Source organism: Stenotrophomonas maltophilia (genome assembly GCF_023518235.1).
In the GTDB taxonomy this organism is placed as follows: domain Bacteria; phylum Pseudomonadota; class Gammaproteobacteria; order Xanthomonadales; family Xanthomonadaceae; genus Stenotrophomonas.
In genome coordinates this window covers 1045685-1071925 of the sequence record NZ_CP090423.1, presented here as the reverse complement: position 1 = coordinate 1071925, position 26241 = coordinate 1045685, and the positions used below count along the sequence as shown (strand labels likewise).

Annotated in this window: 21 protein-coding genes; 15 read left to right on the top strand and 6 right to left on the bottom strand. The window is 60.7% G+C overall.

Annotated features, from left to right (window positions below):
• The 4 genes from LZ605_RS05185 (at nt 1) to LZ605_RS05170 (ending at nt 8896) form a co-directional block, all read left to right on the top strand.
• Nucleotides 1–657, top strand: coding sequence for a DUF4194 domain-containing protein (locus LZ605_RS05185; protein ID WP_017354467.1), 657 nt, complete (start codon nt 1–3; stop codon nt 655–657).
• A complete protein-coding gene (locus LZ605_RS05180; RefSeq protein ID WP_158704768.1) occupies nt 644–4063 on the top strand; it encodes an SbcC/MukB-like Walker B domain-containing protein in 3420 nt (1139 codons plus the stop codon). Before LZ605_RS05185 ends, LZ605_RS05180 begins: the two co-directional genes overlap by 14 nt.
• Before the next feature lie 50 nt (nt 4064–4113).
• Nucleotides 4114–5271 (top strand): Wadjet anti-phage system protein JetD domain-containing protein, encoded by a 1158-nt coding sequence (locus tag LZ605_RS05175; RefSeq protein ID WP_192813847.1) that lies wholly within the window; start codon nt 4114–4116, stop codon nt 5269–5271.
• Between the two features lie 91 nt (nt 5272–5362).
• Nucleotides 5363–8896 (top strand): hypothetical protein, encoded by a 3534-nt coding sequence (locus LZ605_RS05170; protein WP_249844025.1) that lies wholly within the window; start codon nt 5363–5365, stop codon nt 8894–8896.
• A 424-nt stretch (nt 8897–9320) separates the two neighbouring features.
• Here LZ605_RS05170 and LZ605_RS05165 read toward each other — a convergent pair whose 3' ends face one another.
• Both LZ605_RS05165 and LZ605_RS05160 read right to left on the bottom strand, forming a co-directional pair.
• Nucleotides 9321–9602 (bottom strand): DUF427 domain-containing protein, encoded by a 282-nt coding sequence (locus LZ605_RS05165; protein WP_102947209.1) that lies wholly within the window; start codon nt 9600–9602, stop codon nt 9321–9323.
• Between the two features lie 203 nt (nt 9603–9805).
• Complete coding sequence (locus LZ605_RS05160) at nt 9806–10945, bottom strand: glutathione-independent formaldehyde dehydrogenase (protein ID WP_102947208.1); 1140 nt, start codon at nt 10943–10945, stop codon at nt 9806–9808.
• A gap of 350 nt (nt 10946–11295) precedes the next feature.
• Between LZ605_RS05160 and LZ605_RS05155 the strand changes: the two genes are divergently transcribed.
• Nucleotides 11296–12252, top strand: coding sequence for an IS5 family transposase (locus LZ605_RS05155; RefSeq protein ID WP_102947207.1), 957 nt, complete (start codon nt 11296–11298; stop codon nt 12250–12252).
• Between the two features lie 126 nt (nt 12253–12378).
• Here the strand turns inward: LZ605_RS05155 and crcB are convergent, their stop codons facing one another.
• Genes crcB through LZ605_RS05140 form a run of 3 tightly spaced genes read right to left on the bottom strand, consistent with a single transcriptional unit; the run spans nt 12379 to nt 17037 of the window.
• The gene (gene crcB, locus LZ605_RS05150; protein WP_102947206.1) at nt 12379–12756 is read right to left on the bottom strand and encodes a fluoride efflux transporter CrcB; all 378 of its coding nucleotides are present in this window, start codon (nt 12754–12756) and stop codon (nt 12379–12381) included.
• Entirely contained in the window at nt 12753–15755 is a 3003-nt protein-coding gene (locus LZ605_RS05145; protein ID WP_249844993.1) for a Tn3 family transposase, read from the bottom strand. The genes crcB and LZ605_RS05145 overlap by 4 nt, the downstream gene beginning before the upstream one ends.
• A gap of 7 nt (nt 15756–15762) precedes the next feature.
• A complete protein-coding gene (locus LZ605_RS05140) occupies nt 15763–17037 on the bottom strand; it encodes a tyrosine-type recombinase/integrase (protein ID WP_102947205.1) in 1275 nt (424 codons plus the stop codon).
• A 224-nt stretch (nt 17038–17261) separates the two neighbouring features.
• Here LZ605_RS05140 and LZ605_RS05135 point away from each other — a divergent pair, with 224 nt between their 5' ends.
• Nucleotides 17262–18314, top strand: a complete 1053-nt coding sequence (locus LZ605_RS05135; protein WP_021201903.1) for a DNA-binding protein — start codon at nt 17262–17264, stop codon at nt 18312–18314.
• Nucleotides 18315–18334: 20 nt separating this feature from the next.
• Here the strand turns inward: LZ605_RS05135 and LZ605_RS05130 are convergent, their stop codons facing one another.
• Nucleotides 18335–19093, bottom strand: coding sequence for a hypothetical protein (locus LZ605_RS05130; protein ID WP_223224790.1), 759 nt, complete (start codon nt 19091–19093; stop codon nt 18335–18337).
• 122 nt (nt 19094–19215) lie between these two features.
• Here LZ605_RS05130 and LZ605_RS05125 point away from each other — a divergent pair, with 122 nt between their 5' ends.
• From LZ605_RS05125 to copC, 9 genes are all read left to right on the top strand, one after another.
• Nucleotides 19216–19566 (top strand): helix-turn-helix domain-containing protein, encoded by a 351-nt coding sequence (locus LZ605_RS05125; protein WP_043033515.1) that lies wholly within the window; start codon nt 19216–19218, stop codon nt 19564–19566.
• Between the two features lie 174 nt (nt 19567–19740).
• Nucleotides 19741–20160, top strand: a complete 420-nt coding sequence (copL, locus tag LZ605_RS05120) for a transcriptional regulator CopL (protein WP_012480218.1) — start codon at nt 19741–19743, stop codon at nt 20158–20160.
• Nucleotides 20161–20273: 113 nt separating this feature from the next.
• Nucleotides 20274–22142, top strand: coding sequence for a copper resistance system multicopper oxidase (locus tag LZ605_RS05115; RefSeq protein WP_012480217.1), 1869 nt, complete (start codon nt 20274–20276; stop codon nt 22140–22142).
• Nucleotides 22139–23407: a copper-binding protein CopB gene (locus LZ605_RS05110; RefSeq protein ID WP_005413421.1), complete on the top strand. Its 1269-nt coding sequence runs from the start codon at nt 22139–22141 to the stop codon at nt 23405–23407. Before LZ605_RS05115 ends, LZ605_RS05110 begins: the two co-directional genes overlap by 4 nt.
• A gap of 12 nt (nt 23408–23419) precedes the next feature.
• Entirely contained in the window at nt 23420–24190 is a 771-nt protein-coding gene (locus LZ605_RS05105; protein ID WP_005413420.1) for a c-type cytochrome, read from the top strand.
• Nucleotides 24174–24719, top strand: a complete 546-nt coding sequence (locus tag LZ605_RS05100) for a nuclear transport factor 2 family protein (RefSeq protein ID WP_223224792.1) — start codon at nt 24174–24176, stop codon at nt 24717–24719. The genes LZ605_RS05105 and LZ605_RS05100 overlap by 17 nt, the downstream gene beginning before the upstream one ends.
• A gap of 14 nt (nt 24720–24733) precedes the next feature.
• Nucleotides 24734–25258 carry a DUF411 domain-containing protein gene (locus LZ605_RS05095; protein WP_012480214.1) on the top strand — a complete coding sequence of 175 codons (525 nt, stop codon included), beginning with the start codon at nt 24734–24736 and terminating at the stop codon, nt 25256–25258.
• Between the two features lie 70 nt (nt 25259–25328).
• Entirely contained in the window at nt 25329–25679 is a 351-nt protein-coding gene (locus tag LZ605_RS05090; protein WP_012480213.1) for a four-helix bundle copper-binding protein, read from the top strand.
• A 178-nt stretch (nt 25680–25857) separates the two neighbouring features.
• The gene (gene copC / locus LZ605_RS05085) at nt 25858–26241 is read left to right on the top strand and encodes a copper homeostasis periplasmic binding protein CopC (RefSeq protein WP_005413416.1); all 384 of its coding nucleotides are present in this window, start codon (nt 25858–25860) and stop codon (nt 26239–26241) included.

Sequence of the window (26241 nt, the reverse complement as noted above, 5' to 3'; positions counted from 1 at the left end):
ATGGCACGCCACTGGGAAAAGGCGCTTAGCCGCGACACTATGTACGAAGAGCAGGACTACGAGCAGGCGGCCTATCGGCTAGTAACCCATCAGGTCTTGTCCGCCTCTGACCGGGCGACCCGGAAGGATTACGGCATTGTCAGCCGAAATATCAATGACTTTGAGCAGGCAGTTCGTCCCCTTGGCATCGAGCTGTTGCACGACACCAACTACCAGTACATCGTGGCGCGGCCCGTGCACGTACTGACCCAACAGCGAGCCAGCAAGGACGAAACCCTGCTGCTGTTGGTGCTCGCCGGCGTTCATCATCGCGTCCGTTTCGAGGGGCGCGAAGAGCCAAATGGCGAAACTTTCGTCGATTTGCCTGACTTGCAAGAGCACTACGAGAAGGAAACGGGCAGGGACTTTCCCTCGCCTGGGGACTTCCGCTCTTTGATGACCAAGTTCAAGCGCTGGGGGATTGCTGCCTTTGAGGACAAGGACGATGTACGGAATCAGCTCGCGAAGGTTCGCATCCATCCCGCGATCGGAGATCTGCTGCGGAAGGAATACTTGAGCCATCTGGAATCCTTCCGTAAGGAAGTGGCAGGTGAGGGGGATGCGGCTACTTTCGACGCAATGAATGAAGTCACGGAGGATGGCGATGTATCTGCTTGAGAAATTTCACTTGGTACAGTTTTTCCTATTCCGTGCCGAAACCCTGAGCTTTAGCCCTGCAACAGGCATTGTGGCGCCTAACGGATCTGGAAAATCTGCGATTCTGGATGCGATGCAGATCGTCTTGTACGGAGGGGATCAGAATCAAATCGATCTCAATGCGCAGTCAGGGGGGGTATCAGGCACTCGAGGGCGTTCAGTGCGCGAATACTGCCTCGGCTACTATCGCGGTGACGAGCATATTCGTGAGAATGCGACGTCCTATTTGACCATGGTGTTTCGCGACACTGAGGGCGAATTGCCGCCGGTTTCGGTTGGCCTGGCCCTGGGCGCGTCAGTGGGCGACCCAAAGCTGCACGTCTACGGGCGCTATGTGGTCCAAGGGGTTGCGCTCGCGTTAGATGATCATCTTGAAGCGAACGCCGAGGCGGAACTTTTGCCGTTGGCCTGGGGAACGTTCAATAAGCTGATGGAGGACGCAGTCAGTCGCGTGAATGGTAGGCTCGCAGTGCCTCCGTCGGCGGAGAAGCAGGTTGAAGCAATGTTGTTCGCCTTGCGCCCCAAAGGAGGGGGCAGCATCGACCCGAGAGCTTTTCGGCGAGCGATGAAGAATGCGCTTAATCTGCAGAAAGTTCCTGACACCAGCAGCTTTGTTCGAAATTACATTGTCGATGCCTATCCTATCGAGCTCAAGAACTTCCGCTCCCAGCTCGACAATCTGCGCTCGCTTCAAGCCAAGGTTCTGGAAACACTGGACAGGCTTGAGAACGTCAAAAGCTTGATCGCAGCCGGTCATAAGGCTACTCAGACTCGGATGCACGCAGCGACCTATAGGGCGCTGTTGGATGACTATGAGCGTGAACAACACATGGATGCTGTTGATGCGGCACAAACTACGCTGCATGAAGCGCGGGACAGGCATCAGGCAGCGCAGAATGCAGTCGACAGCGCCAAGGCGGAGCATGATCGACTCAACGGCGTGTACATCGAACTAGAGCTTCAATCAGCAGCAGATCCGGCGATCAGTGCCGCCCGTGACCTGGCCAGCGAACGAGAGAGATCACTTAGACCTATCAAAACCAACGTGGCCCAGGCCATTCGCGAGGTGGTGGCGGGCTTCGAGAAGGCCAACCGCGTGAAACCCGATCTCGGAGGCTGGCAGCATCTGGCGATGCCGTGGGTTGAGCTTCTTGATGCGGTTTCCAGTACATCCGTATCCGATGCGCTTGTGCTTGACGTTTCGCAGGCCTCGGCAGCATTGCGCGAGTCCAGCATGCGGGTTGCTCCGATCATCCAGTCGGCACGGCGTCAGCTAGACCATGACGAGCAGAGGCTGTCCAAGCTTGGAAATGAACTTAGGATCGCTAACGAGCAGATCAAACGCATCCAGGAAGGCAAAGCGGAACTCCCGCCGGCCGTCCAAGCAGTTGTGAACATACTTGGAGACAAAGGACTTCTGTGCACGCCCGTCTGCGATTTGGTTACAGTCACAGATGCCGACTGGGCACCCGTAATCGAGGGATTCCTTGGTCGTTCGCGCACTGCCCTGGTTGTCCGTAGCGGCAAGTTTGAGGATGCCTTGTCCGTTTTCAACAAGATTCCGTGGGATACAAAGCCGGATTCAGTACTGTTGGTGAACCCGGTGAAGTCGAAGGCGGATATGGGTGTGGTTCCGCCAATGGGTCTCGCGCACCTGATCGCGGGTGACAATCAAGTGGCGGTGGACTATATCCGTCTTCGACTCGGCCGGCTGGAGCGATTGGAGCGCGTCACCACGGATAGCCCAGAGGGCTTCACCCGTACTGGCGAGCAGGCTGGACGTGCTGATTTCGGCCGTCGACGCCCCTTGTCTGCAACGGAACTGGTGTTGGGACGCCAAGATGCGAGCCATCGCCTGGCGGTGCTTCGGCAGCAGCGCAGCACTTTGGGGCAGAACGCAGCCGAATGCGAGCAGGAGGCGAACCGGTCGCGCCAGTTGGTTGAAGCCCTTGAGAAGTTGGTGGGACTTGAAGGACGTATCCAGGACATTGAAAGATGGCTGAACTCGCACATTCAGGAGCAATCCGCGCTTGATGCAAAGGCGGCGATGCAAGAGATCGCAAGCGCACCTGATCTCCTTGCTCGTCAGCTGCTCATCACAGAGGCAAGGCGAGCTGCCCTGGCAGCACAGTCGAAGCTGGAAGAAAGCAGCAGAGACGTCGGAACTCATGGTGAGGCTTTCCGGCAAGCACAGAGACGGCTAGACGAGCTTGCGGATAGAACCAACGGAATCTGCTCAAAGGCGGCTCTCAGTCGCCGCAATGAATACGTGGGTGATGAGTGGTTCGAAACAAAACGCGATGAGTTTGATGGTTCCGGCCTATCGCTGCATACGATTGTGGCGAAGATTAGTGACGCTACGGTTAGAAGTGGCAATCAGCTGTCTTCCCAGGTGCAGGCCTTGGCAAGTGACATGTCTACATACGCAAACCAATTCGATCCGCAGATGGATATCGCGGTGGGCGACTTGGGTGCCATGTGCGAGACGATGGCTCAGGAGAAGCAACGGCTAGAGGAATCCGAGCTCCATCACTACCAAGTGCTTTCCGCGGAAGCTGCAGAAGCGGCAGAGCAAACGTTCAAGGTGCAGATCGCCGCCCGCCTGAGCGACCACTTCGCCAGCATGCGCAGCACGCTCAATGAGCTGAACAGTACGATGGAGCGCTTGCCGCCATTCTCGAACAACGAGAAGTATCACTTCGTCACCAATCTCAATAAAGATCATGAGTCGCTGTACAAATTCATACTGAAGGTGGCTGGTGCGGGACCGGAGGGGGATATCTTCTCTGGACAGGTGGATGCTCCTCCTGAGTTCAGGGCGATGCTTGAGGGAAAGGATGCAGAGGCCAACAGGCTTCTGGAGGACTATCGCAATTTCTTCAACTTCGAGATTGACGTTCGCAGCAATGGTGTGACGGTGACCGACTTCTCAAAGCGCATGGACAAGGGTTCCGGGGGCGAGCACCGCGCGCCTCTTTTCATCGTTGCTGCAGCGTCGATGGCGCGCGCATTGGGAAAGTTGCGCGGTGATCAAGGCGGCATGTCGCTGATAATTTTCGATGAGTTGGGTGACAAGATTGACTCAGTGAATACCCGTGCCGTCTTTGAGTACCTGAAGGCATTGGGCCTTCAGCCCATCGTCGCGGCACCGGACGATGCCTTGGGTAAGATCAACGAATCGGTGGATACCTACATCGAGATGTACCGTGACGACGATCTTATCTCCATCAAACACGTACGCATTGATGACGATGGTCATGTAATTCTGGATTCCGATAACTGGCGCAAGCATCCCGAGCTTTTCGAGGAGGAGCTCAAGCGTGTTGAAGCAAGTCGAATGCCCCATGGGGAAGGGGTCGTTGCATGACTATAGCCCGGGCCTTCCTTACGTCAATTTTCAATCGCTCCCAGAATGCAGTGAGTCGTGGCAAGGATGAGCGAATAGCTCTCAGGCTGACGGAGTCATCATGCCCAGAGTTCTTCAGCCTGCGCAGCATCGAGGATGCAAGAGCGTTTCGTTCCGAACTTGAACTGGCTGAGCGCTCTGGAGCCATCGAAATCAAGGCCAAGGTGATGGTGCAGCCGCCTCTAGATGTTGCGGGCGTTGCCGTACTGAACCTCGCAAAGCTGGCGAACTTCTTGGGCGCACGACTTCGTCGTGATTCCGTATCAGAGGCCCGTTCCATGCTGGACACTCACACCGGCCTTTTCCCCGTACTGACCGAGGTCATTGAGCGCTGGTCGCTGGGCCATAAGGTTCGCGGGCAAGAGGCTACCGATGCTTCTGTAGCGCAAATACTGGATGCAATCAGACTCATTTCAGCAAGGCGAGGTGTCGTCAGGGACGAACTGTTGCGCCGGGTTTCGGCCATGATGTTTGGTGACAGCAAGCGAGTGGAGGGCATCGTGAAATGGATCGATTTGCTTTGGTTCAACTCTATTGCACCATCTGGACTTGATAGTAGCGAGGTCTTCTCGGCCATAGGCCTGCACAAGGAACCATTGCCCGTACTGATCTCAGGTCCGCTTACGGTTGTTACGTCGACTACGGTGGTGGGAGTGGTTCATCCATATCTCGGCTTCGCTCCTGCCCACATCACTGGATTCGTGCCGAATCCAGCCGTGTTGAGTTGGCGTGTTCTCACCATAGAGAATCGACAGACATTCCATGAGTTTGCTGAAGCTGCATCTGATCAAGTCGGCCTCGTGCTGCTCTATACCGGTGGTATGCCGTCCCCATCCTGGAGACAGGTCTACATGCTGATCTTGAAATCACTTCCTTGCCAGACAACTCAGGCGTTTCATTTCGGCGACTTGGATGAGGGGGGGATGAGAATTGGCGCCGTCATCGCAGGATCTGCCGCCGAGGCGGGGTTCACCCTGAAGCCGTGGTTGATGGATCCCAGGGAGCTCATTGGTCTCGGTTACGCTCTCAAGCCAACGGCTGAATCGGTGTCTAGCGCAATATCTCGAACTTGTCGATCCATCGGGTGGAATGACTTGGCCATTCATGTGGAAACGCATCCGGGGACGCTGGAGCAGGAGGTTCTCCTTCCACAGTTTCCAGGCTCCTAGAATTCTGGGCAGTCTGACCTAGGCGACAAATTGCTTTGCGCCGTCTTTAATGCCTTGATGCGCGTGCCCCGATCATTGCGGGAAGGGAATCATGAGATTTTTTGAACTTGATGCTGTAGATATCACAGCGCTCAGTGCTGGCGATCTGCGTGAATTGGTTGCCCGTCTTTGCGAAGCGGAGGTAATCCAGCAGGGGCGTCGGCCGAAGAGCGTTATGTGGGGAGGTGCGCAGGAGGCACCTGATGGCGGTTTGGATGTCCGTATTGAGGCTATGGACTTGCCGTCCAACGACGGCTTTGTTCCTCGTGGGATCTGCGGTTTCCAGGTCAAGAAGCATGCTATGGGTGCGGCGGCATGCAGGGACGAGATGTTGGAGGGTGGCACCCCAAAGCTCGTACTTGCAGATCTTGCCGATCGAAATGGTGCCTACATTATCGTTAGTGGCAAGGACGATTGTTCAGACAGCATGTTGGCGAGTCGAGTGCGGGCGATGGAGGCGGTCGCGGAGACCCTTCCTGGAAAAGCGTCTCTGCGCGTTGACTTTTATGGTCGAGATCGATTGGCGACTTGGCTACGGCGGCATCCAAGCGTTGCGCTGTGGGTTCGTGCGCGCCTCGGCCGCCCCTTGTCCGGCTGGAGGCCTTTCGGGAGGTGGGCAGCTACTCCCCCAGCCCAGAACGACGCATTCCTTGTTGATGACCACCCCTGCGTGATTGACGCGAACTCGAGCGCAAAGACTCCTATGCCTGTTTCTGAGGGTATACATCTAGCTCGAGAACGGTTGCGCCGCCGCGGTAGTGCGGTGCGCATCACCGGCCTCTCCGGAGTGGGGAAGACGCGATTCGCGCAGGCCCTGTTTGAGGCGAACGTTGGTGAGGAGGCCTTGTCACCAGCTAGCGCAATCTACGCCGACCTGGGTGAGAACTTGACACCGACGGCATCCGAGCTAGTTTCATACATCGTTGCTAACGATCATGCGGTTCAATTGGTGCTGGACAACTGCCCGCCAGACGTGCATCGGCAGTTGCAGAAGCAGGTCTCCGCAAGTAGCGCGATGCTCAGCCTTCTGACAATCGAGTACGACATCTCGGACGATCGTCCTGAGGAAACCGAAGTGATCCACCTCGAGCCGTGCAGCGAGGAGACGGTCTCGATGCTGATCCAGCGGCGGCACCCAGACATCGGGAAGTTGAACGCGGGCAAAATCGCCGAATTTTCCGGCGGCAATTCGCGCATCGCGATCGCGCTGGCCAGCCGGGTAGATGCAGATGAGACGTTGACAAACTTCTCCGACGAGGACCTTTTCCATAGGTTGTTCAGTCAACGAAAAGGAGCGTCCAATGAACTTCTGGAATGCGCTGAAGCGCTATCGCTCGTCTATTCCTTCAATGTCTCCTCGTCCGAGTTCAATGATGAGCTTGGCGTCCTAAGTGCCATCGTTGGCCTCGATCGTCGTGGTCTGCATCGGGCTCAGGCTGAGTTGATGCGTCGTCAGCTCGCGCAGAGTCGTGGTGAGTGGAGAGCAGTTCTTCCTCATGCACTTGCCAATCGTTTGGCGAAGCGTGCGCTGGAGAACATCCCTGTCGATGCAATCAATGCCGAGCTGCTAAAGCCAGAGAACCTCCGACTTTTCGTCTCATGTGCGCATCGACTGGGATACCTGCACGATTTCGAGCCTGCGGTTCGGATGGCAAATAGTTGGGTGAGCCCCGGCGGACCGCTGCATGATATTGGATCGTGTAACGAAGGCACGCTGTCTGCATTGCTATACATAGCGCCGGTATTCCCGGAGACCGTGCTGCAGCTGATCGAGAACGCCGCAACCAAGCCAGGCTTTGCCTCGCGCGAGAACCGAAACTTCAGGTTGTTCGTGCGCCTGCTGCACCAGCTAGCTTACGACGACGATAAGTTTGATCGTGCTGCGACGGTCATGCTGAAGTTCTCCGAGGGCGAGAAGTCAGGTGAGAACAGGGACAGCATAGTTGGACAGATGCGGCATCTGTTCTCGTTGCACCTGTCAGGTACGCTGGCGCGACCAGAACGGCGGTGTGCGTTTGTCAGCAAGCTACTCGAGTCGGGCACCGAGAGGCATCGCGAGATCGCAGCCGAGCTGTTCCATGCTGCGTTCGAAGCGACGCACTGGACGTCTTTCTCTGCGTTCGACTTCGGTGCACGTAGACGTGATGCTGGCTGGCAGCCGCGAACGCGTGCCGAAGAGCTCGAGTGGTATATCGGCTTCTTGAACTTGCTGCGACCGGTGCTGACATGTGATGACTTGACTCTTCGCGACTGGGCGCGCTCACTTCTGGCAGGTCATTTCCGGGAACTATGGACGTTTGCGGGCTGTTTTGATGATCTCGAGGAGATAGTCAGAAGTCATGCTTCGAAAGGGGAATGGCCGCAGATGTGGGTCTCGGTAAAGAAGACGCTTGGCTTCGATGGCGACTCAGCTCATCCTGATCTACTGGCTCGGCTGGAGTCACTTTCGCGCGTTGCGGCACCATCCGACCTCTATTCTGAGATCGAGGCCTATGTGCTGTCCAATACTTGGGATCACATCGAGAGTAGGGGGGGGCAAGTAGCCTTCAGTGACGAGATGATCAAAGAGAAGGTCATCTCTCTTGGTGAGATGGCCGCAGCAGAGCTAGGTTGCTTAGAGCGATTGGGTCCAGGGCTTTGGTCGGGCGAGTTCGATGCACTGCATCCTTTCGGCATTGGGCTGGCGCAAGGCAGCGTCGACCTAATTGCCACTTATGAGCGTCTTTTGAGCCTGGTGCAACTGCAGGCGCCTGCGAAGCTCAATCCACAGGTGCTTCAAGGCTATATCAGCGCTGCAAACGATATCGACCCCCGCTTGGCCATGGTGATGTTGGAGCGGGTGCTAGATCATCCCTTGTTGCGGACCTTCTTCATCTACCTGCTCAGCGCCATCAAGATTGGCCCATGGGGGTTCAATATGCTGATTGAGTTGGCTCGAGGGGAAGAGTTCGAAGCGTGGCGGTTTGGACAGCTTGCCTATGGCCGCATGCACGAGTCCCTTACCGACAGCGAGCTCGCGGAACTGTTCACCATATTGAACCAGCGCCATGATGGCTTCTACACCACGCTTAGTGTGCTAGAAATGCGATTCTTCGCGGGGAGGGGCGGAAACTACGTGCCGAGTGAAGATCTCCTTTCGACAGGGCGCGACGCCATTCGCGCTCTACTCGGGGGGAAGCGCGGACAGACTGAATTGAATCGCATCCGAGGGACCAAGCGGATCGCCCAGCAGTGCCTATCTGAGTCTGCTCCAGAACAGGAAGTCGAGGAGATCGTGAGGTTGCTTTGCGAAGGGTTGGATGATCTTAGAATTCGCAGCTCTGATTTCGAAGTCCTCATGACAACGCTATTCCGCAACTTCCCGGAGATTGTCCTTGGAGAGATCTTCACGGGCGACGATAGGGAGCGTCGTTTGATTGATCGCGTTTTCAAGTGTCGTTTCGGAGGTGCTTCGCCGTCACTCAATAGTATGCCGGTGGATCGGTTGATTACCTGGTGTCGAGGTGATCAAGATCGGATCGTGGGTGTTGCCGCAGCGACCTGCGCCTACTCAACTGTAGAGGAGGGTCGGCAGGGATTCGTGTAAAAAACAGCTAAAAGCGAGTTAAGTCATTGGCATGGTTAAAGTTTCCAGCGACGACTGTGCCACTGCAAGCCCCGGGTTGCTATGCTGCTCCCAGAGCCGACGCCTAGAGTGAGGCATGGAGCGCGACCGCTATCCCCCTCTCGCTGCTGAGTGCGAGCATTGGCTGCGCACCGAGGTCGCCGTGGCCTACGACGCACTCAAAGCCGATCCCACGCGGGGTTTGGCCATCGATGACGTGCGAGCCAACCTCGTCAAAGCTCGTCGCGATCGCGAAGCTGCGGCGTCCTCGTGCGGCGGCAATGGTTGGTGCAACTACTGTGGGAGCGACGTGAGTCGCGATGAGGCATTACCGGTAAAGCTTCATCACGACTCACGTCGCTCCCACAAAAGCAGGGTGGCCGCTGCGTACGAAGCGACGCCCCTTCTACGTCCCCTGCACACCCTTCCAGAACGCAACATGCCCGCGAATCTGTTTGGCGGCGTCCTTCGGCTCCGGGTAGTACCAGGCCGCATTGGCGTTGACCGCATCTCCGACCACCACGTCGTAGTAGTGCGCCGTGCCTTTCCACGGACATACCGTAGTGTGGCTGGATTCGCGGAAGTATTCGCGCGGGAGCGACGCCAAGGGGAAATAGTGGTTGTTTTCGACTACGACCGTAGCGTCGCTGCTGGCCAGGGTGGTGTCGTTCCAGATGGCTTGTTTCATTGGGGGAACCTGCAGTGAGGGTGCCGGCCAGTATGCGCGTCGACAAAAAGAAACGGACATACAGCCTCTTCCGACCTGCTGATCCTGTGAGAGCGACGTCAGTCGCGATGAAGCTTTACCGGTAATGCCTCATCGCGACTGACGTCGCTCCCACAGGAAAATCTGACTGCAGGCAGGTTTGTGAAGCTAGTGATTGCCCGCACTCAGCCACCGGGCTTCAAAACCACCTTGGTCCAGCCGTCTTCGCGCGCATCGAAACGTTTGTAACCCTCGGGCGCCTGCGCCAGTGGCAACTCATGCGAGATCAGGAATGAAGGCTTGGCCTTGCCTGCCTGGATCAGGTTGCAGAGTTGGCGGTTGTACGCCTTGACGTTGGCCTGGCCGGTGCGGATCTGCTGGCCCTTGAACCAGAACTCACCGAAGTTGAAAGCCAGGTGGCCTTGCTTGGCCAGCTTGTCCTCGGCACCCGGGTCCTCGGGAATGAACACGCCCACGACGCCTATCCCGCCGGTCGGCTTCACCGTCTTGACCAGGTTGTTCATGGTCAGGTTGGGCACTTCATGGCCCTTGCAGTTGAAACATTGATAACCGACGCATTCGCAGCCGCGATCGGCGCCGTTGCCTTCTGTGAGTTCGAGCACCTGCTCGACGCCGCTGCCTTCCACGTCGTGGATCGCGATTGCACCGATTTTTTCGGCCAGTGCCAGGCGGTCCTTCTGCATGTCGACCACCATGACCTTGCTGGCGCCCTTGATCATCGCCGAATACGCCGCCATCAGTCCCACTGGCCCGGCGCCGTAGATCACCACCGTTTCGCCAGGCTGCACGCCGGCCAGTTCGGTGGCGTGATAACCGGTGGGAAAGATATCGGAAAGCATCACGTAGTCGTTCTCCTTCTCCTGCGCATCCGGCGGCAACACCAGGCAGTTGAAGTCGGCATACGGCACGCGCAGATACTCGGCCTGGCCACCTTCGTACGGTCCCATGCCGGCGAATCCGTAGGCGCCGCCGGCGTTGCCCGGGTTCACCGTCAGGCAATACCCAGTCTTGCCGCGTTCGCAGTTGGCGCAGAAACCACAGCCGATGTTGAAGGGCAGGCACACGCGGTCGCCGACCTTGACCCGATCCACCGCATCGCCGACTTCGATCACCTCGCCCAGGTTCTCGTGGCCGAGGATGCGCCCGGCCTGCATGTCGGTGCGACCTTCGTACATGTGCAGATCGGAGCCGCAGATATTGGTGGTGGTGATGCGCACCAGGGCATCGGTGGATTTTTCGACTTTCGCATCGGGGACATCGACCACGCTGACATCTCGCGGGCCGTTATAGACGAGGGCTTTCATGGGGAATTCCTTGAGCGAGAGTGACGCCGGGTGCCGACGCGCTGTCGCAGCGTTGTTGTTGTGCGGTAAGGGTGTTGAAGCGAGCTTAGCGATCGGCGCGTATGCATCGCGGCAAGACGATGTGATCCGTGGGTGAAACCGGCTTCGTCCGGCCCTGGGGGTTTTTCTCGATGACCGACAATCGTGCTTGCCACTGAAGCGCCATCGATTGACCTGAAACGCCTGCTGGATTCATGAGGCAACCGCTCCGCAAGTAACGCCAGGTGCCGCGAATTTGTCTAAGGCAACGCTGATCAAGTCTCAAAAACCTGAGAAAATAGTCTCATGTATTGGATAGCGGGAATCGAGCGATGAAGCAGCAGACCTTGGCGATGGCGGCGGATCAGGAAGTTGGGTTCGAGCAGTACCGTCGGCCCACGCGCCGGGATGTGTTTCTTTCGACGATGGAGCAGATCGTGCCGTGGTCGGCGCTGTGCGCGGTGATCGAGCCGCACTACCCCAAGCCTGGCAACGGTCGTCCGCCGGTGGGGCTGGAGCGGATGCTGCGGATGTATTTCGTGCAGCACTGGTTCAACCTGGCCGACCAGGCATGCGAGGAAGCACTGCTCGATAGTCCGGCGCTGCGGCGGTTCGTGGGGATCGACCTGGGCCGCGAGCGGGTGCCCGACGCCACCACGCTGCTGAAGTTCCGCCGCTTGCTGGAGCACCACGAGTTGGGCGCAGCGTTGTTCGCCCAAGTGGGAGACGTGCTTGAGGACCGCGGCCTGAAGGTGGGCACCGGCACGATCGTGGATGCCACGATAATCGCAGCACCGAGTTCGACCAAGAACGCCGACAAGGCCCGCGATCCTGACATGCACCAGACGCGCAAAGGCCAGCAGTGGTATTACGGGATGAAGCTGCACATTGGCGTGGACAGCCGCACGGGGCTGGCGCACAGCGCGGCGGTGACCGCAGCCAACGTACACGACAAGCACTTGCTGGAGGACCTGCTGCACGGGGAGGAGCGGCGGGTCTATGGCGACAGTGCCTATGCCAGCCAGAAGGCCCTGATTGGCGAGCATGCGCCGCATGCCAAGGACTTCACCAACCAGCGGGTGCGCAAGGGCGGCGAAGTGGATGAAGCCGAGCGCAACCGCAACAAGTCCAGGATCCGGGCACGGGTGGAACACGTGTTCGCGGTGGTGAAGCGGCTGTGGGGCTTCAGCAAGGTGCGCTACCGAGGGCTGGAGAAGAATGCCAATCGCAGCTTCGTGGTGTTGGGGCTGGCCAACCTGTACTTGGCGCGTGCCCGTGTGGCGGGATAGATGCCCTTGGTGGGCAGCGATGGGGGTGAAAATCCCCGACCGCTGCAAGGTTCAAGCTACAAAAGTCCATGTAGGGACAAAAATCGCTTCATCGAATTCATCTTGATCAGTGCAATCGCTGTGCAGCTACTTGATCAGCGTTGCCTTAATGCCCAGCCAGACTGCGGCGATGCCGAGTACAACACTTGCGCCCGCGTACAGCACGGCAACCCACAGCTCGCCACGCCGCAACAGGTGGGTTGCTTCAAGGCCGAATGCAGAAAACGTGGTAAACCCGCCGAGTAGGCCGGTGAAGAGGAACAATCTTGTGCTTGGGCCAAACAGCTCGAACCGCTCGGCGAGGCCGGCAAGAATGCCCACAACGAGACATCCCAGCACGTTGACGGCGAACGTGCTGTACGGAAAGCGCTCTTGTGCGGTCAGGTGTAGGACGACGCCGCCAAGCTTGTAGCGAGCGACCGCGCCAATGAACCCTCCGAGACCCACGAGCAGGATGGCTTTCATGCTGTGTGACCTGCCGTGAACTCAAGAATGCGCCTGGAGAAATCGATCGGCTCGACTTCGCGCTTGAGGTCCAGCGTGTAGTCGCCGAACCGGTTGATGTGGCTGGTCCGGTATGGCGACAACCCAGCAAGCACTTCCGGGCTGATGTTAGCGCCATCTTGCCGCAGCTCCGCCAGCACCCGGGTCATCTGCTCCACGTTGTGCAGGATGACCAGGTTGGCCACCAGCTGGTTGTAACGCACGATCTTGCGCTGCTCGTGCTGGACGTTCTCGGCAATGATGCCCTCGCCGCCGAAGAACGCCCATTTGACGAAGCCGTTGAACTCCTCGCTTTTGTTGGTGGCGGCGTGGATGGTTTTGCGCACTTCGACATCGTCGATGTAGCGCAGCAGGAACAACGTGCGCACGGCCTTGCCCAGTTCGCGAAACGCCCAGTACAGCTTGTTCTTCCGGCTGTAGGTGCCGAGCCGGCGCAGGATGGTCGAGGCGGTAATCTTGCCCACTTTGATGGAAATCGCGACCCGCAGCATGTCGTGCAGGTGGGTCTCGATCAGCTTCCAGTCGATGTTGTCGCCGAACAGTGCCTGGATGTTCTCGTACGTCCGCCCCGGCTCCGGCCGGGAGAACACCAGATCCTTGATGTTGCGGATGCGAGGCATCAGGTTGATGCCTAGCAGATGCGCCAGCCCGAACACCGGGAAGCTCTGCGCCTGGGTGTCGCCGTGCACCGTGTCGGGCTGGATGTCGGAGCGGTTGGCCAGCAGCCCGTCGAGGATGTAGACCGCCTCGTGCACGCCGCACGGGATGAAGTGGCTGAACAACGCGATGTACTTGTCGGACACGTGGTAATAGCCGATGCCGCCATAGCCGCCGTACCGGATGTGGTACTCCGACAACAGGTTCTGCTCGTACACGCTCCACTTGGTGCCGTCGGCCGAGGCGCTCTTGCCGCTGCCCCAATAACCGGGCAGCTCGAACTTGTTGTACAGGTTGATCACCTCGACGATCGCCTTGTCGAGGGTCTCGTCGGTGACGTATTTCAGGTTCAACCAGGAGATCTGACGCCGGCTGAAACCCTTGACCGAGCGCGCGGTCTGGGTCGGCCCAAGATTGCAGCCGTAGCAGAACAGCGTGGTGATCACCCGCCGCAGCAGATCGTCGACCCGCGCGTCGGTGCCGGCGATCGGACGGAAGTGCACGTGCAGATCCAGCCAGCGGGTGGTGTCAACCAGGACATCGACGATGCTGGTCGGTGGCAGGCGTTCAGTGATCGCGCTATCCACCGCGGCGATCGCCTGCGTTACCTGGGCGCCCTGCAGGCGCCTGAGCACCAATCGCCCGTCGACCACGCTGGCGTGCAGGTTGTCCGGAAACCGGGCATCGACGGCATCGGCCAATGTCGTCAGCTCGGTGCGCAAGCCCTGCACAAAGTCGGCCGCGTCGGTGGCGATCCCCGATACCTCGCCGTAGGCGTCCAGCTCCTGCGCGAACGTCGCCTCGTCGACCAGCTGCTCGCGGTAGTCGTCGTAGCGCTCGCCGTGCGGGATGTACAAGTCGCCGGATTTGAGTTCGTCCTTGACCTGCGCCAGCACCGCCAGCTCGAAATACTTGCGGTGGATCCAGCCGGGGCTGGCAGCAGCCAAGGCCTTGGGCAGCACGTGCTTTCGCCAGGCGGCCGACAGCCAAGTCAGGTCGGTGGTCACCTCCAGCCCCAGCCCGGCCGCGTCGACCGCCTCGCGACGCTGGCTGCGCAGCGCGAGTACGGCGCCGATCATGTGCTCCATGCTGGGATCCTGGCTGGCGGCCCGCAGGCCCATGATCTCCAGACAGTTGAACAGCAGCGGGCGCAATGTCCCGTACGGCGCCAGCAGGAACGGCAGGTAGTTGCGGCCGGCGTAGGCCATGTGCTCATCGCATTCGGCCATCAGCAGGCTGATGTCGGCGACCAGCACGCCCTCGATCGCATCCACGCGCTGGGTATCGGTGCCCTCGACCTGGTAGGCCTGCAGGATCTCCCGGAGCTGGCCGATCAGCGCGTCGGCGCGCTTGCTGTGTTCGAGCTGGTAGGCGATCAGCTTCTGCTGCGCGGTGTTCTCCAGGTTCTGAATCAGCCGGATGAACAGGTCGGCCGCATCGTCGAGCGTCTTGCGGTACTGCGAACGGATGAAGATCGCGGCCAGCGCATAGCGCTTGACCGGGACCAGTTCGGCCAGTTCGCTGGCATCGAGCGCGCGGGCCATCGCGCGGAATTGCTTGAGCTTGGGCACCGAGACATCAATCGGCGGCAGTTGCTCGGCCAAGGTACGCAGGCGCTGGATGTGCTGCAGGTAATGGCGCACTTCCTTGTTGGTCGGCCGCTTGGGCTCGCGCTTGAGCGCGTGCCAGCCGCTGTGATGGCTGCCCGGCGGCGTCAGCAGCAGCTCGTCGATCAGCGCCCGCATCGCCGGCGTCAGCGCGTCCGTAATCTGGCGGTAGTGCGCGTCGTGGACCTGTTCGCGGGCGGCGATCGCGAGACGTTCGAGCGTGCTGAACGCCGGCAGCTCAAAGCGGTGGTGCACCAGCTCTTCGAGCATCACGTTCACGATGTCGGGCACGATGTGTTTGGTCTGAGCCGCCGTTTCAGCAACCGTGCCAAGCCAGTCACGCCCGGCGCTATCGAGCGGGCGGACATTGAGGAACGCCCGCAGCTGGGCCAGGTGCCCACGCTTGCCACCGGACGTGTCGTAGCTCGCCAACCGGTCGGCCGGTACGCGCCGCATCCCCACGGCCTGGGCGACGTGCTGCGCGATGCGTTGGGGCACCTCGTCCAGTGTCGTGAAATAACCCAACCGCTGAAACAGCTTCAGATGCAGCAACAGGGCCAGACGCGTGGCCGGGCCGCTGGTGATGCTTCGGACGCACTGAAGTTCCGCCTCGCTGGGCGTGTAGATGTCCTGCAGTTCTTTGGCGGTGGGATCGGGCTTGAGGCGTGGGTAGGCGGTTTCGTGCAGCGTCGTCATGCGCAGCTCAGTCCCAATGGCGGCCGCCCGCTTCATCGCGCAAGGCGACGGCGAGGAAGCACTGGTGGTTGTCGGCGATGCGGTGCATCTCGTCGAGCAGCATCGCGATGGTTTCTTCCAGCGCCGCGTCGTCAGATGCGGCGATCGCCAGGCGGTAGCGAGTGCCATCGGCATCGAGCCGCTGCGCCTGGTGGGGGTGCAGGCAGATCTGCTCGATCAGCCGATGGGCCTTGGCCAGGCCGCGCACGCGCGGGGTGAGCCGGGTCAGCGTGATGGTCGCCTCCACTGTCGTGCTCGGCACCGGCGCGACAGCCGGCGCCGGCAGCGCCAGGCGCGGGGGCGCGATCGGCGGCAGACTGGCTTCGATGCGCTCACGGGCGAACGGATCGGCGCCATCGAGGTAGCGCATCGCCGAATTTACGTCGCGCCAGCCGACGTACTCCATCAGCGCCTTCACGTCCCAGCCGTTGGCGTTGGCCCAGCCGGCGAAACCCCGGCGCAGCGAGTGGCTGCTGTAGTCGTCGGGCGAGGCCAGGCCGGCCTCGCGGAAGATCCGCCGCAGCAGGCGCACCAGGCTGTTGGGATGCAGCGGCGTGGCGGCGATCCCCGCCCACTGGTCGACCGCGCGGAACAGCGGGCCCTCGTGGAGGTCGGCCGCCGCGATCCAGGCCGAGGTCGCCGCGACCGGACACCAGCGCGACAGCGCCGGCACCTTGTAGGTCCGGCCGGTGTGCTGGCGGTCGCCCTTGCTGTGCGACAGGAAGCAGGTCATGCCTTCGCCGGGCACCAGGCGCAGGTCCTGCACCTGCAGACGAACCAGTTCGTCGCCGCGGAAGCCGCGCCAGAAGCCCAGCAGCACCAGGGCGCGATCGCGCAGGTGCCGGAGCCGGCCGGCCGGATCGCCGCGCGTGCCGGCCGCGGCCGCGGCGCCGTCGAGCCAATCCACCACCTGGCCCAGTTGCGTGAGCTGCAGCGGTGTGGCGCGCTTCTCTTGGCTCGGGTGCAAGGTCTGGATGCCCTTGAGCACCTTGCGCACGATCGGGGCCCGCGTGGGGTCGGCAAAGCCGTGCGCGTGATGCCACTGGGCCAAGGCTGCGAGCCGGTGCTTGAGCGTGTTGAGTGCGAGTTGCCCCGCGTAGGCGGCCAGGTAGCGGGCCACCTGATCGGCGGTCGCCGGCAGATGACCGCCCCAGTCGACCTCGAAGTGACGGGTCGCGCCGGCGTACGCGCGCTCGGTGTTGGCGCGGGTGGCCGCATCCAGGTACTGCTCGACCGTGCTCATGGTGGGTGCTCCCCGCTTGCCATCGCTGCGGACCGACGACGAATCGCCTGCGCTGAGGGTTTCGTACCGCTTCGGGCCGACTCTACCCCAGTTTTGGGGCTAAGGCGGGATAATTCCACATTATCCCGTATAACTATTTTCGCCGACGAGCGGTCGTCTACCTGCTTTAATAGTATGTAATTACATGGTATGTAATACATTACGAAATAAAGTGAGGTGGCACGATGGCGCGCGCAGGACTCTATAAGAGTGACGTCCAGAAGGCGCGCGACGCGCTGCTGGCCCAACGCAAGAAGCCGTCAGTCGACGCGGTGCGAGTGGCCTTGGGCAACACGGGCTCCAAGACCACGATCCACCGCTACTTGCGTGAACTGGAAGGAGAGGAAGGCGGCGGTCCGGCGAGGACGGTAGCCGTTAGTGATGCTTTGCAGGACTTGGTTGCGCGCTTGGCCTCGCGGCTCCAGGAGGAAGCAGAGGCCATCCTCACCCAGGAGCGTGAGCGCCATCAGGCTGAGCTCCACAGTCGGCAACAGGCGCTTTCCGGTGCCCAAGAGGAGGCTGCCGCCTTGAGCAGTCGGCTGCAGCGCACCGAAGCAAGCCTGCACCAAGAGCAAGCTGCTCACGCCCTCCTTCAACAGAATCTAGGTGACAGGATCGCGGAAATCGCCCAGTTGAACGAGCGCATCGCTGGCATGACGGTGCGGCTGGCTGATCATGAGGCGCATACGCGTTCTCTGGAGGACAAGCATGCCCATGCCCGGGAAGCGCTTGAGCACTACCGCACTTCAACCAAAGAGCAGCGTGAGCAAGAGCTTCGCCGTCACGAGCATCAGGTCCAAGAGCTGCAAGTAGCCTTACGTCAGGCCAATGAAGCCTTGGGCGCGAAGAATCAGGAGCTGTTGGTGCTGAACCGCGACAATGGTCAATGGCTGGAGCGCCACGGGCGGATTGAGCGTGAGCTTGCCCAGCTACGACAGGCCCACGAAGGCCAACACAGCGAGGTCGTGGCGTTGCGCCAGACCGCGACGGACTATTTGGCACTGCAGGAGCGCTGGAAGACTGACGCCAAGACCTTGGATACCATGCGCAACGAGCTAGCTCAAGTTCAAGACACCCTTGCGCGGGAGCGTGAGCGCCGCGAGAGCGCTGAAGCCGATGCGTTGCGTGCCAATGCACGTCTTGAAGCGCTAGAGCCTCTACTGAATCAACTGACGCCAGCACAAAATGCGGTGAAGAAAACTCGGCGCGGCCATGCGCAAGATGGGGGAGCCGACTGACGAGGCTGCTCGTTTGTCTGCTAGCGGCTGGGGTGGCGCTCACCTGTCCAGTACGCCCATTCCATAGGGACGACCCAATCTACAAACAGTTTGGCTACTGAGGACTCCGGTGCCAAATGATAGGGCTTGAACATGCCTTGCTCGGGCGAACTGGTCATCAGGTAGCGCAGGCGCTTCTGGACCTCCTGAAAGATGGCTTCCCGCACATGGGCGCTGTCGTGCACGCCAAGACGCATCGCCACCGAGGCACCTTGGCGTACCGCCGCCCAGCAGCAGTAACGCCACCGCGCGATCGGCAAGCCCCGCGGTCCGGATTGAAAGACGAACCCCACATCACGTGCCCAGCCTGGGTCGAAGTGATGTTTGAGCAATTGCTGCTCCAGAAACTGCTCGGTCTCCCAGAGTGCAAGTTCATCCCACAGCTCCAGTTTCGCGTCCGCCAAGTCTACATCGTGTGCCATATCGCCGAGTTGGTCTTCCAGCACCGGGAGCAGGTGCCTGCGCTCGTGGGTAGACCAGGCGAAAGCCCATTGCAGATCTTCGATGGGCGTGACCTCGGCATCGGGGCGGATCTGCCATCGATCCGCTGGCCAGGGAACTTGGATCAAGGCCAAGTCTCGCAGCGTGTCCAGCACCAGCAAGGTGGAGCGGCGTGTGGGCGCCACCGGTAGGCGTCGTAGCTGCGCGGCTAACAGTGCGGCTAGGAAAAGGGTGCCACGAAGGCCCAACTCCTCGATGCTGGCGACCCCAGATGGCGTCATTGACGAGGTTCCGGGCATGCGGTTTCCGGGGATGAGGGAGCGGCGTGGCTCCTGGGGGGGGGGCGGCGCTACCGGTGTCGCCGGTTGCCTCAAAGCTAAGAATATCTTAGTATGCAAGGCTGGGTGCATCCGCCATCCTTATGGGGTCTCCATGGGGTGCGCGCGTGACTTTGTCCGTCGACTCAACACCGACCTTCGCTCGACGCCTCAAACAAGCCCGCCTGCACACGGGTTTGTCGCAGAAGGAGTTGGGCATCCGGGCCGGTCTGGATCCTCACGTGGCCAGCCCCCGAATCAACCAGTACGAGCGTGGCAAGCACGAGCCCATGCTGGAGATTGCTGAGCGGTTGGCCCAAGCGTTGGGGATCCCCGCCGCCTTCCTTTACACCGACGATGATCTGCTGGCCAAGTTGCTCCTGCGCTGGGGCTCGCTAAGCAAGCAGCAGAAGCGCGAGTTGGTGAAGCTGATCGAGGCCACGCCCGAGAAGTAAACCGAACAAGCGCTCGCCCTATGGGCAACTCTTCGCCTCAACCCGCCCTTTGGGCGCTTCTGGAGGGAGCTGCAGTGTCCGCGGCTAGTGCGACTGACAAGTCGCGACATCTCAGGCTTACTTGAGATTTTGTTCACGACCGATACACACGCGCCTTGTCTAAAGTGATATACCATGTCGCCCGTGTCAGCCTCCTCACTTCTACTGCGACTGTTCCTGATCGCCATGCTCGTGCTTAACGGCGCGTGGTCGGCGTTTGCGTCCGTCAGTATGAACCCGGTCATGGAAGAGCAGGCCAGCGAAGTGGCTGCCGCGGTGCAAGTCGACGAAGACTGCTTCGCCCATCACAGTGCTGAGCATCATCCCGATGCCACATCGATTGAAAAGGCTGGCACTGGGCATGGCGACCATGCCGGTCCCGACTGTTGCAAGTCTTCTGCGTGCCGGTGCGCCTGCGTACACGCTTGCGCGAGCGCACTTCCTGCGCGCCTGCATGTTTCGGTGCAACTGGCCTTGGGCCTGGATGTCATGCCGCTGCCCCTAGGGCATGCGGCACCTGCCTTGCCTCATCTGATCCGACCACCGATCGGCTAAGCGTCCCTAGGCGCCGCAATGGCGCCGTTGGTGTGGCTTGCATGCCTGTTTAGGCCAGCCGCCCGCTCTGTACCACCGCCCGCCGGTGGCAACACGACGCTTGGAGCATTTTCATGTCGCATGATGATTTTCGTGGTCCACGCGGTGGACCGCTGCTGCCTTCGCGGCGGCGATTTGTCCAAGGCTTGGCCTTGGGAGGCGCAGTCGCAGGATTAGGTTTCTGGCCCAAAGCCAGTTGGGCGCTCAAGGGGCCGGGACAACCCAACGTACTATCGGGCACTGAGTTTGACCTGACCATTGGCGAGACGCCGATGAACTTCACCGGCAAGACCCGCACCGCGATCACGGTCAACGGGTCCGTTCCGGCGCCGTTGCTGCGGTGGCGGGAAGGCACCACGGTCAACTTGCGCGTCTCTAATGCATTGCCCGCTAACTCCATCCATGGCGCGGACACCTCCATCCATTGGCACGGCATCATTTTGCCGGCCAACATGGACGGCGTGCCGGGTCTGAGCTTTGACGGTATCGGACGTGGTGAGACCTACCACTACCGGTTCACCCTGCATCAGGGCGGAACCTACTGGTACCACAGCCACTCAGGGTTCCAGGAACAAGCCGGGCTCTATGGCCCGATCGTCATCGACCCATTGGAGCCGGAGCCCTTCAGTTTCGATCGCGACTACGTCGTGATGCTGAGCGATTGGACAGACCTGGACCCGACGGCCCTGTTCGATCGTTTGAAGAAGATGCCGGGCCATGACAATTACTACAAGCGCACGGTCGGCGATTTTGCGCGCGATGTGAAGCGCAACGGCCTGTCGGCCACGTTGGAAGATCGCAAGATGTGGGGCGTGATGCGGATGACGCCCACGGACCTGTCCGACGTCAACGCCAACACCTACACCTACCTGATGAACGGCACGACCTCACTGGGCAACTGGACCGGTTTGTTCCGCAGTGGCGAGAAGGTGCGCCTGCGTTTCATCAATGGCTCTGCCATGACGTACTTCGATGTGCGTATTCCGGGGCTGAAGATGACCGTGGTGGCGGCAGATGGCTTGTATGTCCATCCGGTTTCCGTCGACGAGTTCCGCATCGCGGTAGCAGAAACCTTCGATGTGATCGTGGAGCCCTCCGGGCAGGACGCATTCACCATCTTTGCCCAAGACTCCGGTCGCACCGGCTACATCAGCGGCACGCTCGCTGTGCGCGAAGGATTACGCGCGCCCGTTCCGTCTGTGGATCCCCGGCCGCTGCTGACGATGGCAGACATGGGCATGGATCATGGGTCGATGGATATGTCTGGCGGCAGCAAGGGCATGGAAGGCGGCTGTGGTGCGGCCATGGGCATGCCTGGCATGACCCCACCTGTCAGCGGTAACGCGACCTCGGCCCATGCAGGCCATGCGATGCCCGCCGCCGGCGATGGTGCCATGGCAGGCATGCAGCACGGGGGCATGCAATCACACCCTGCTAGCGAGACCAACAATCCCCTGTTGGACAACCAAGCCATGAGCGTGAGTTCGCGCTTGGATGATCCGGGCAATGGCCTGCGCGATAACGGCCGTCATGTGCTGACGTATTCCATGCTCAAGAGCACCTTTGAAGACCCTGACGGACGCGACCCCGGTCGCGAGATCGAGCTGCATCTGACCGGACACATGGAGAAATTCTCCTGGGGCTTCAACGGTCAGAAGTTTTCCGATGTCGAGCCGCTGCGGCTGAACTACGGCGAGCGTATGCGCATCGTATTGGTTAACGACACGATGATGACCCATCCCATCCATTTGCACGGCATGTGGAGTGACGTGGAGGACGACAACGGCAACTTCATGGTGCGCAAGCACACGGTGGATATGCCGCCAGGTAGCCGACGCACGTATCGCGTGCGTGCCGATGCGTTGGGCAGCTGGGCGTTCCATTGCCACCTGCTTTATCACATGGAAGCCGGAATGATGCGCACGGTGAGGGTCGACGAATGAACATCAATAGACGCGATACCACCCTGACTGCGCTGACGGCTATCTCGCTGGCCCTGGCCAATGCGGCCAGCGCCCAATCTATGCAGCACGGCTCCATGCAGATGGAGCAGGGCGCGCAGACCCAGACTCAGGATCACTCTGCACATCAGGCACCGACATCAAAACCTGCGCCAGCCCAAAAGCCTGCAACACCGGCCAAGACGAGCGAAGCGACGATCGATCATGCGGCGATGGGCCACGCCGAGCCGCAGGCTAACGCAGCCGAGCCTGCCATGCAGGGCATGGACCATTCGCAGATGGGGCACGGCTCGCCCGCGAGCACACCTGCGGCGCCCACAGCGCAGGCGCAGTCGATGCAGGGCATGGATCACAGTCAGATGGCACAGCCCGCTGCAGCCGACACCTCCGGCACGGCCACGCCTGCGATGCAGGGGATGGACCATTCGCAGATGGGCCATGATTCGCCCGCGCCCGCTACACCAGAAGCGGGAATGCAATCGATGGAGGGCATGGACCACAGTCAGATGGGACACGGGCCTGCAGCGCCAACGCAGCCGCGCACCCCGATTCCCGCGGTGACGGACGCGGATCGCAAGGCGGCCATCGCGCCGGAACACGCGCATCCGGTGCATGACAACTCGATCAAGAGCTACGTGCTGCTCAATCGCCTGGAAACCTGGGATGCCGATCCGGGCACCGGGCTGGGCTGGGAGGGCCAGGGCTGGATCGGTACGGACCTCAATCGCGTCTGGCTCCGCAGTGAAGGCGAACGCACGGATGGTCAGACCGAGTCGGCTGATCTGGAAGTGCTTTACGGCCGCAGTATCTCCACGTGGTGGGATGTGGTGGCCGGTGTGCGTCATGACTTCAAGCCTGGGGCATCGCAGAACTTCGCCGCTATCGGTGTACAGGGCTTGGCGCCGATGAAGTTCGAAGTGTCCGCCACAGCCTATCTCGGCGAAGGGGGCCAGACTGCCGCCAATGTCGAGGCCGAGTACGAATTGCTGCTAACCAACCGGCTGATCTTGCAGCCGCTGGTGGAAGTCACCGCCTATGGCAAGAACGATCCATTGCGCGGGATAGGTTCGGGTCTGAGTGCCGCTGAGGCGGGGCTACGACTTCGCTATGAGTTCACCCGAAAGTTCGCTCCCTACATCGGCGTGGTGTACGAGCGCGCGTTTGGCAATACCGCAGACATGCGACGCGAGCATGGCGAGTCCTTTGAAGACACGCGCTTGGTCATCGGCCTTCGTACCTGGTTCTAAGGGGAACTGACAATGAAATCCAACAAAAAGATGTGGGTATGGCTCGGTGCCGGCGTGGCATTGGTTGCGGTGGTCGCAACCGCCACGCTCTCTCTGGGCGTGTACAACGTGGCCGCCGACGATCCGCATAGTCGCCCGGTGTATGCGCTACTTGAAACGGCGCGCGAGCGTTCCATTGAGGTGCGCGCCGCCAAGCTTCAGCTACCCACGAACCTTGATGATCCTGAGCGTATCCGCCAGGGTGCGGGCAACTACAACGCCATGTGCGTGACCTGCCATCTTTCACCAGACGCGGCGGCCACCGAGATGAGCAAGGGCCTGTACCCCGCGCCACCGAACCTAAGCAAACAGCCGGTCGCTCCAGCTGAGGCGTTCTGGGTGATCAAGCACGGCATCAAGGCCAGCGGCATGCCCGCTTGGGGCGGCAGCATGGACGATGAGTTCATATGGAACATGTCGGCCTTCCTGCAGAAGTTGCCCACGCTGGACGCGACTGCGTACAAGGAACTTGTCGACAGCAGCGAGGGCCATTCGCATGGCGGCGGCGAGACGCAAGGCCACCATGACGACGAAAAGGCCGAGGATCACCCTGCCTTATTCGAGCCGGGCAACAACTCCATGCCGCATGCGCACCCGCCGGGCGTGGACGACGATCACCACGGCCCGACACCCAGCGACACGGAAGTCGGGTTGGTGAGCCACGGCCATCCCGACGGCAAGGTGGAGTCGCACCCTGCACCACACACGCCCGTGGCCGATGACGGCCATGCGCACCCCCATTGATCTTCTTGGAGCCCACGCAATGAACGCAACAGCAATCTCGTTCACCCTCGCACTGGCACTGGCCGTCGTGTCCCCCGCAATGGCGCAGGCGACACAGCCGCACGCACATCACCCCGCTGCCGCGGCATCTGCGGACGTCGACGTCCCAGTCACTGCAGAGGCCGCGGTCGCCGTAGCGGAGCGTTTCAACAGGGCCCTGTCTAGCGGCGATCTGGCCACGGTCGAAGCCCTGCTCGCTGCCGACGTTCTCATCCTCGAGTCCGGGGGCGCCGAACGCAGCCGCGAGGAATACATGGGCCATCACGCAGTCAGCGATGCGGCGTTCCTCAAGGGCGCCCATCGCCAGCTGCTCCGTCAGCGCGCACGAGCCGCTGGCGAGTTCGCGTGGGTCGGAACCGAAAGCGAGTTGCATGCCCAGAAGGACGGCCAGCCACTGACCGTCCAGAGCGACGAGACGATGGTGCTGAAGGAGACCGCGGACGGCTGGCGGATCGTCCACATCCACTGGTCCTCGCGGACCAAGCGCTGAGTCGAGAGATTGAAATGACTACGCTCACATTGCACCGTCTGACTTTTGTGGTCCTTGCCGTGGCTGGTCTGGGTGCTTGCACCCAGGATGCTTCATCCGCGCAACCCACAACCTCGCCCTCCGCACAGGTTGTCGTCCAATCAGCCGACGCGACTCCAGCAGCCCTGCCACGCATGACCGTCCACAAGACCCCGACCTGCGGGTGCTGCGGTGTCTGGATCGACCACGTGCAGAAGGCGGGATTCACCGTGGATGTGCACGACATGGATGACCTGGGTCTGGTCAAGGAGCGGTTGGGTGTCCCCTATGCAAAGGGCTCCTGCCACACGGCCGAGATCGGCGGATACGTCATCGAAGGCCACGTTCCGGCCGCGGACATCAAGCGTCTCCTCGAAGAAAAGCCGAACGCACGCGGCCTGGTCCTCCCAGGGATGCCGCTTGGTTCTCCGGGCATGGAGGTCCCGGAGGGACGCCAGCAGCCGTTCACGGTCGAGCTGATACATCGCGACGGAACCACTGAACCGTTCGCACAGCACTGATCCGTCGCAGCAACAGGGGACGGTGTTGCGGGCGCGCCGATTCTCGCCCGCGAGGAAGAAGGAGAACTACATGACTCACCATTCCGCAGCACACCGGCCCCAGGCCATGAACGAGTGCATCGACAACTGCACGCAATGCCATGCGATCTGCCTGGAGACCATCAACTACTGCCTGACCAAAGGAGGTGTTCACGCGGCCCCGGAGCACATCGCGCTGTTGGCGACGTGTGCCGATACCTGCGCAACCAGTGCCGACGCGATGCTGCGCGGTGCCAGCGTTCACGACGTGGTTTGCGGTGCCTGCGCGGAGATCTGCCGCCAGTGCGCCGATGCATGCGACGCCATGAACGACCCTGAGATGACGCGCTGCGCCGAAGTTTGTCGCCGCTGCGCGGAAAGCTGCAGCGCCATGGCAGCGTAATGCGTCGAGGATCCCGCCTGAGCCGGTGGGATCCTCGTCTCGCGAAAGCGGAAGTATCAAGAAAATCCGACAAATCGTGGTTTCAGTGACAGTCCGACATCTAACGCTTGTCGCATCGAACACAGCGCGGCCCCTCCCGAACGGGCTTTGCATCACATTCCAATGAGGATTTATCCATATGAAGTCGTCCAACGTCATTCGCTCCTTCGCGCTCGTCCTCGCAATCGCGGCCGGGCAGTTTTCGCTGCAGGTCGCGCACGCCCACGCCGCGCTGCAGCAGTCCACACCGGCGGCAAATGCGGTGGTGGCCTCGCCAGGCCAGATCGATCTCGTGTTCAACGAGACATTGATTCCGCGGGCGTCGCGTCTCAAGTTGCTCATGAAGCACGGCAGTTCCACCATGCCGATCGAGAATTTCACGACCGAGATCGTCAACAACGGCAAGACCCTGCGTGCCAAGTTGCCTGGACCGCTGGCTCCGGGCGTCTATACCGTGGAATACCGCGCCGTCGGTGGTGACAACCACCCCATGCCGGGCAGCTTCAGCTTCACGGTGCGCTGA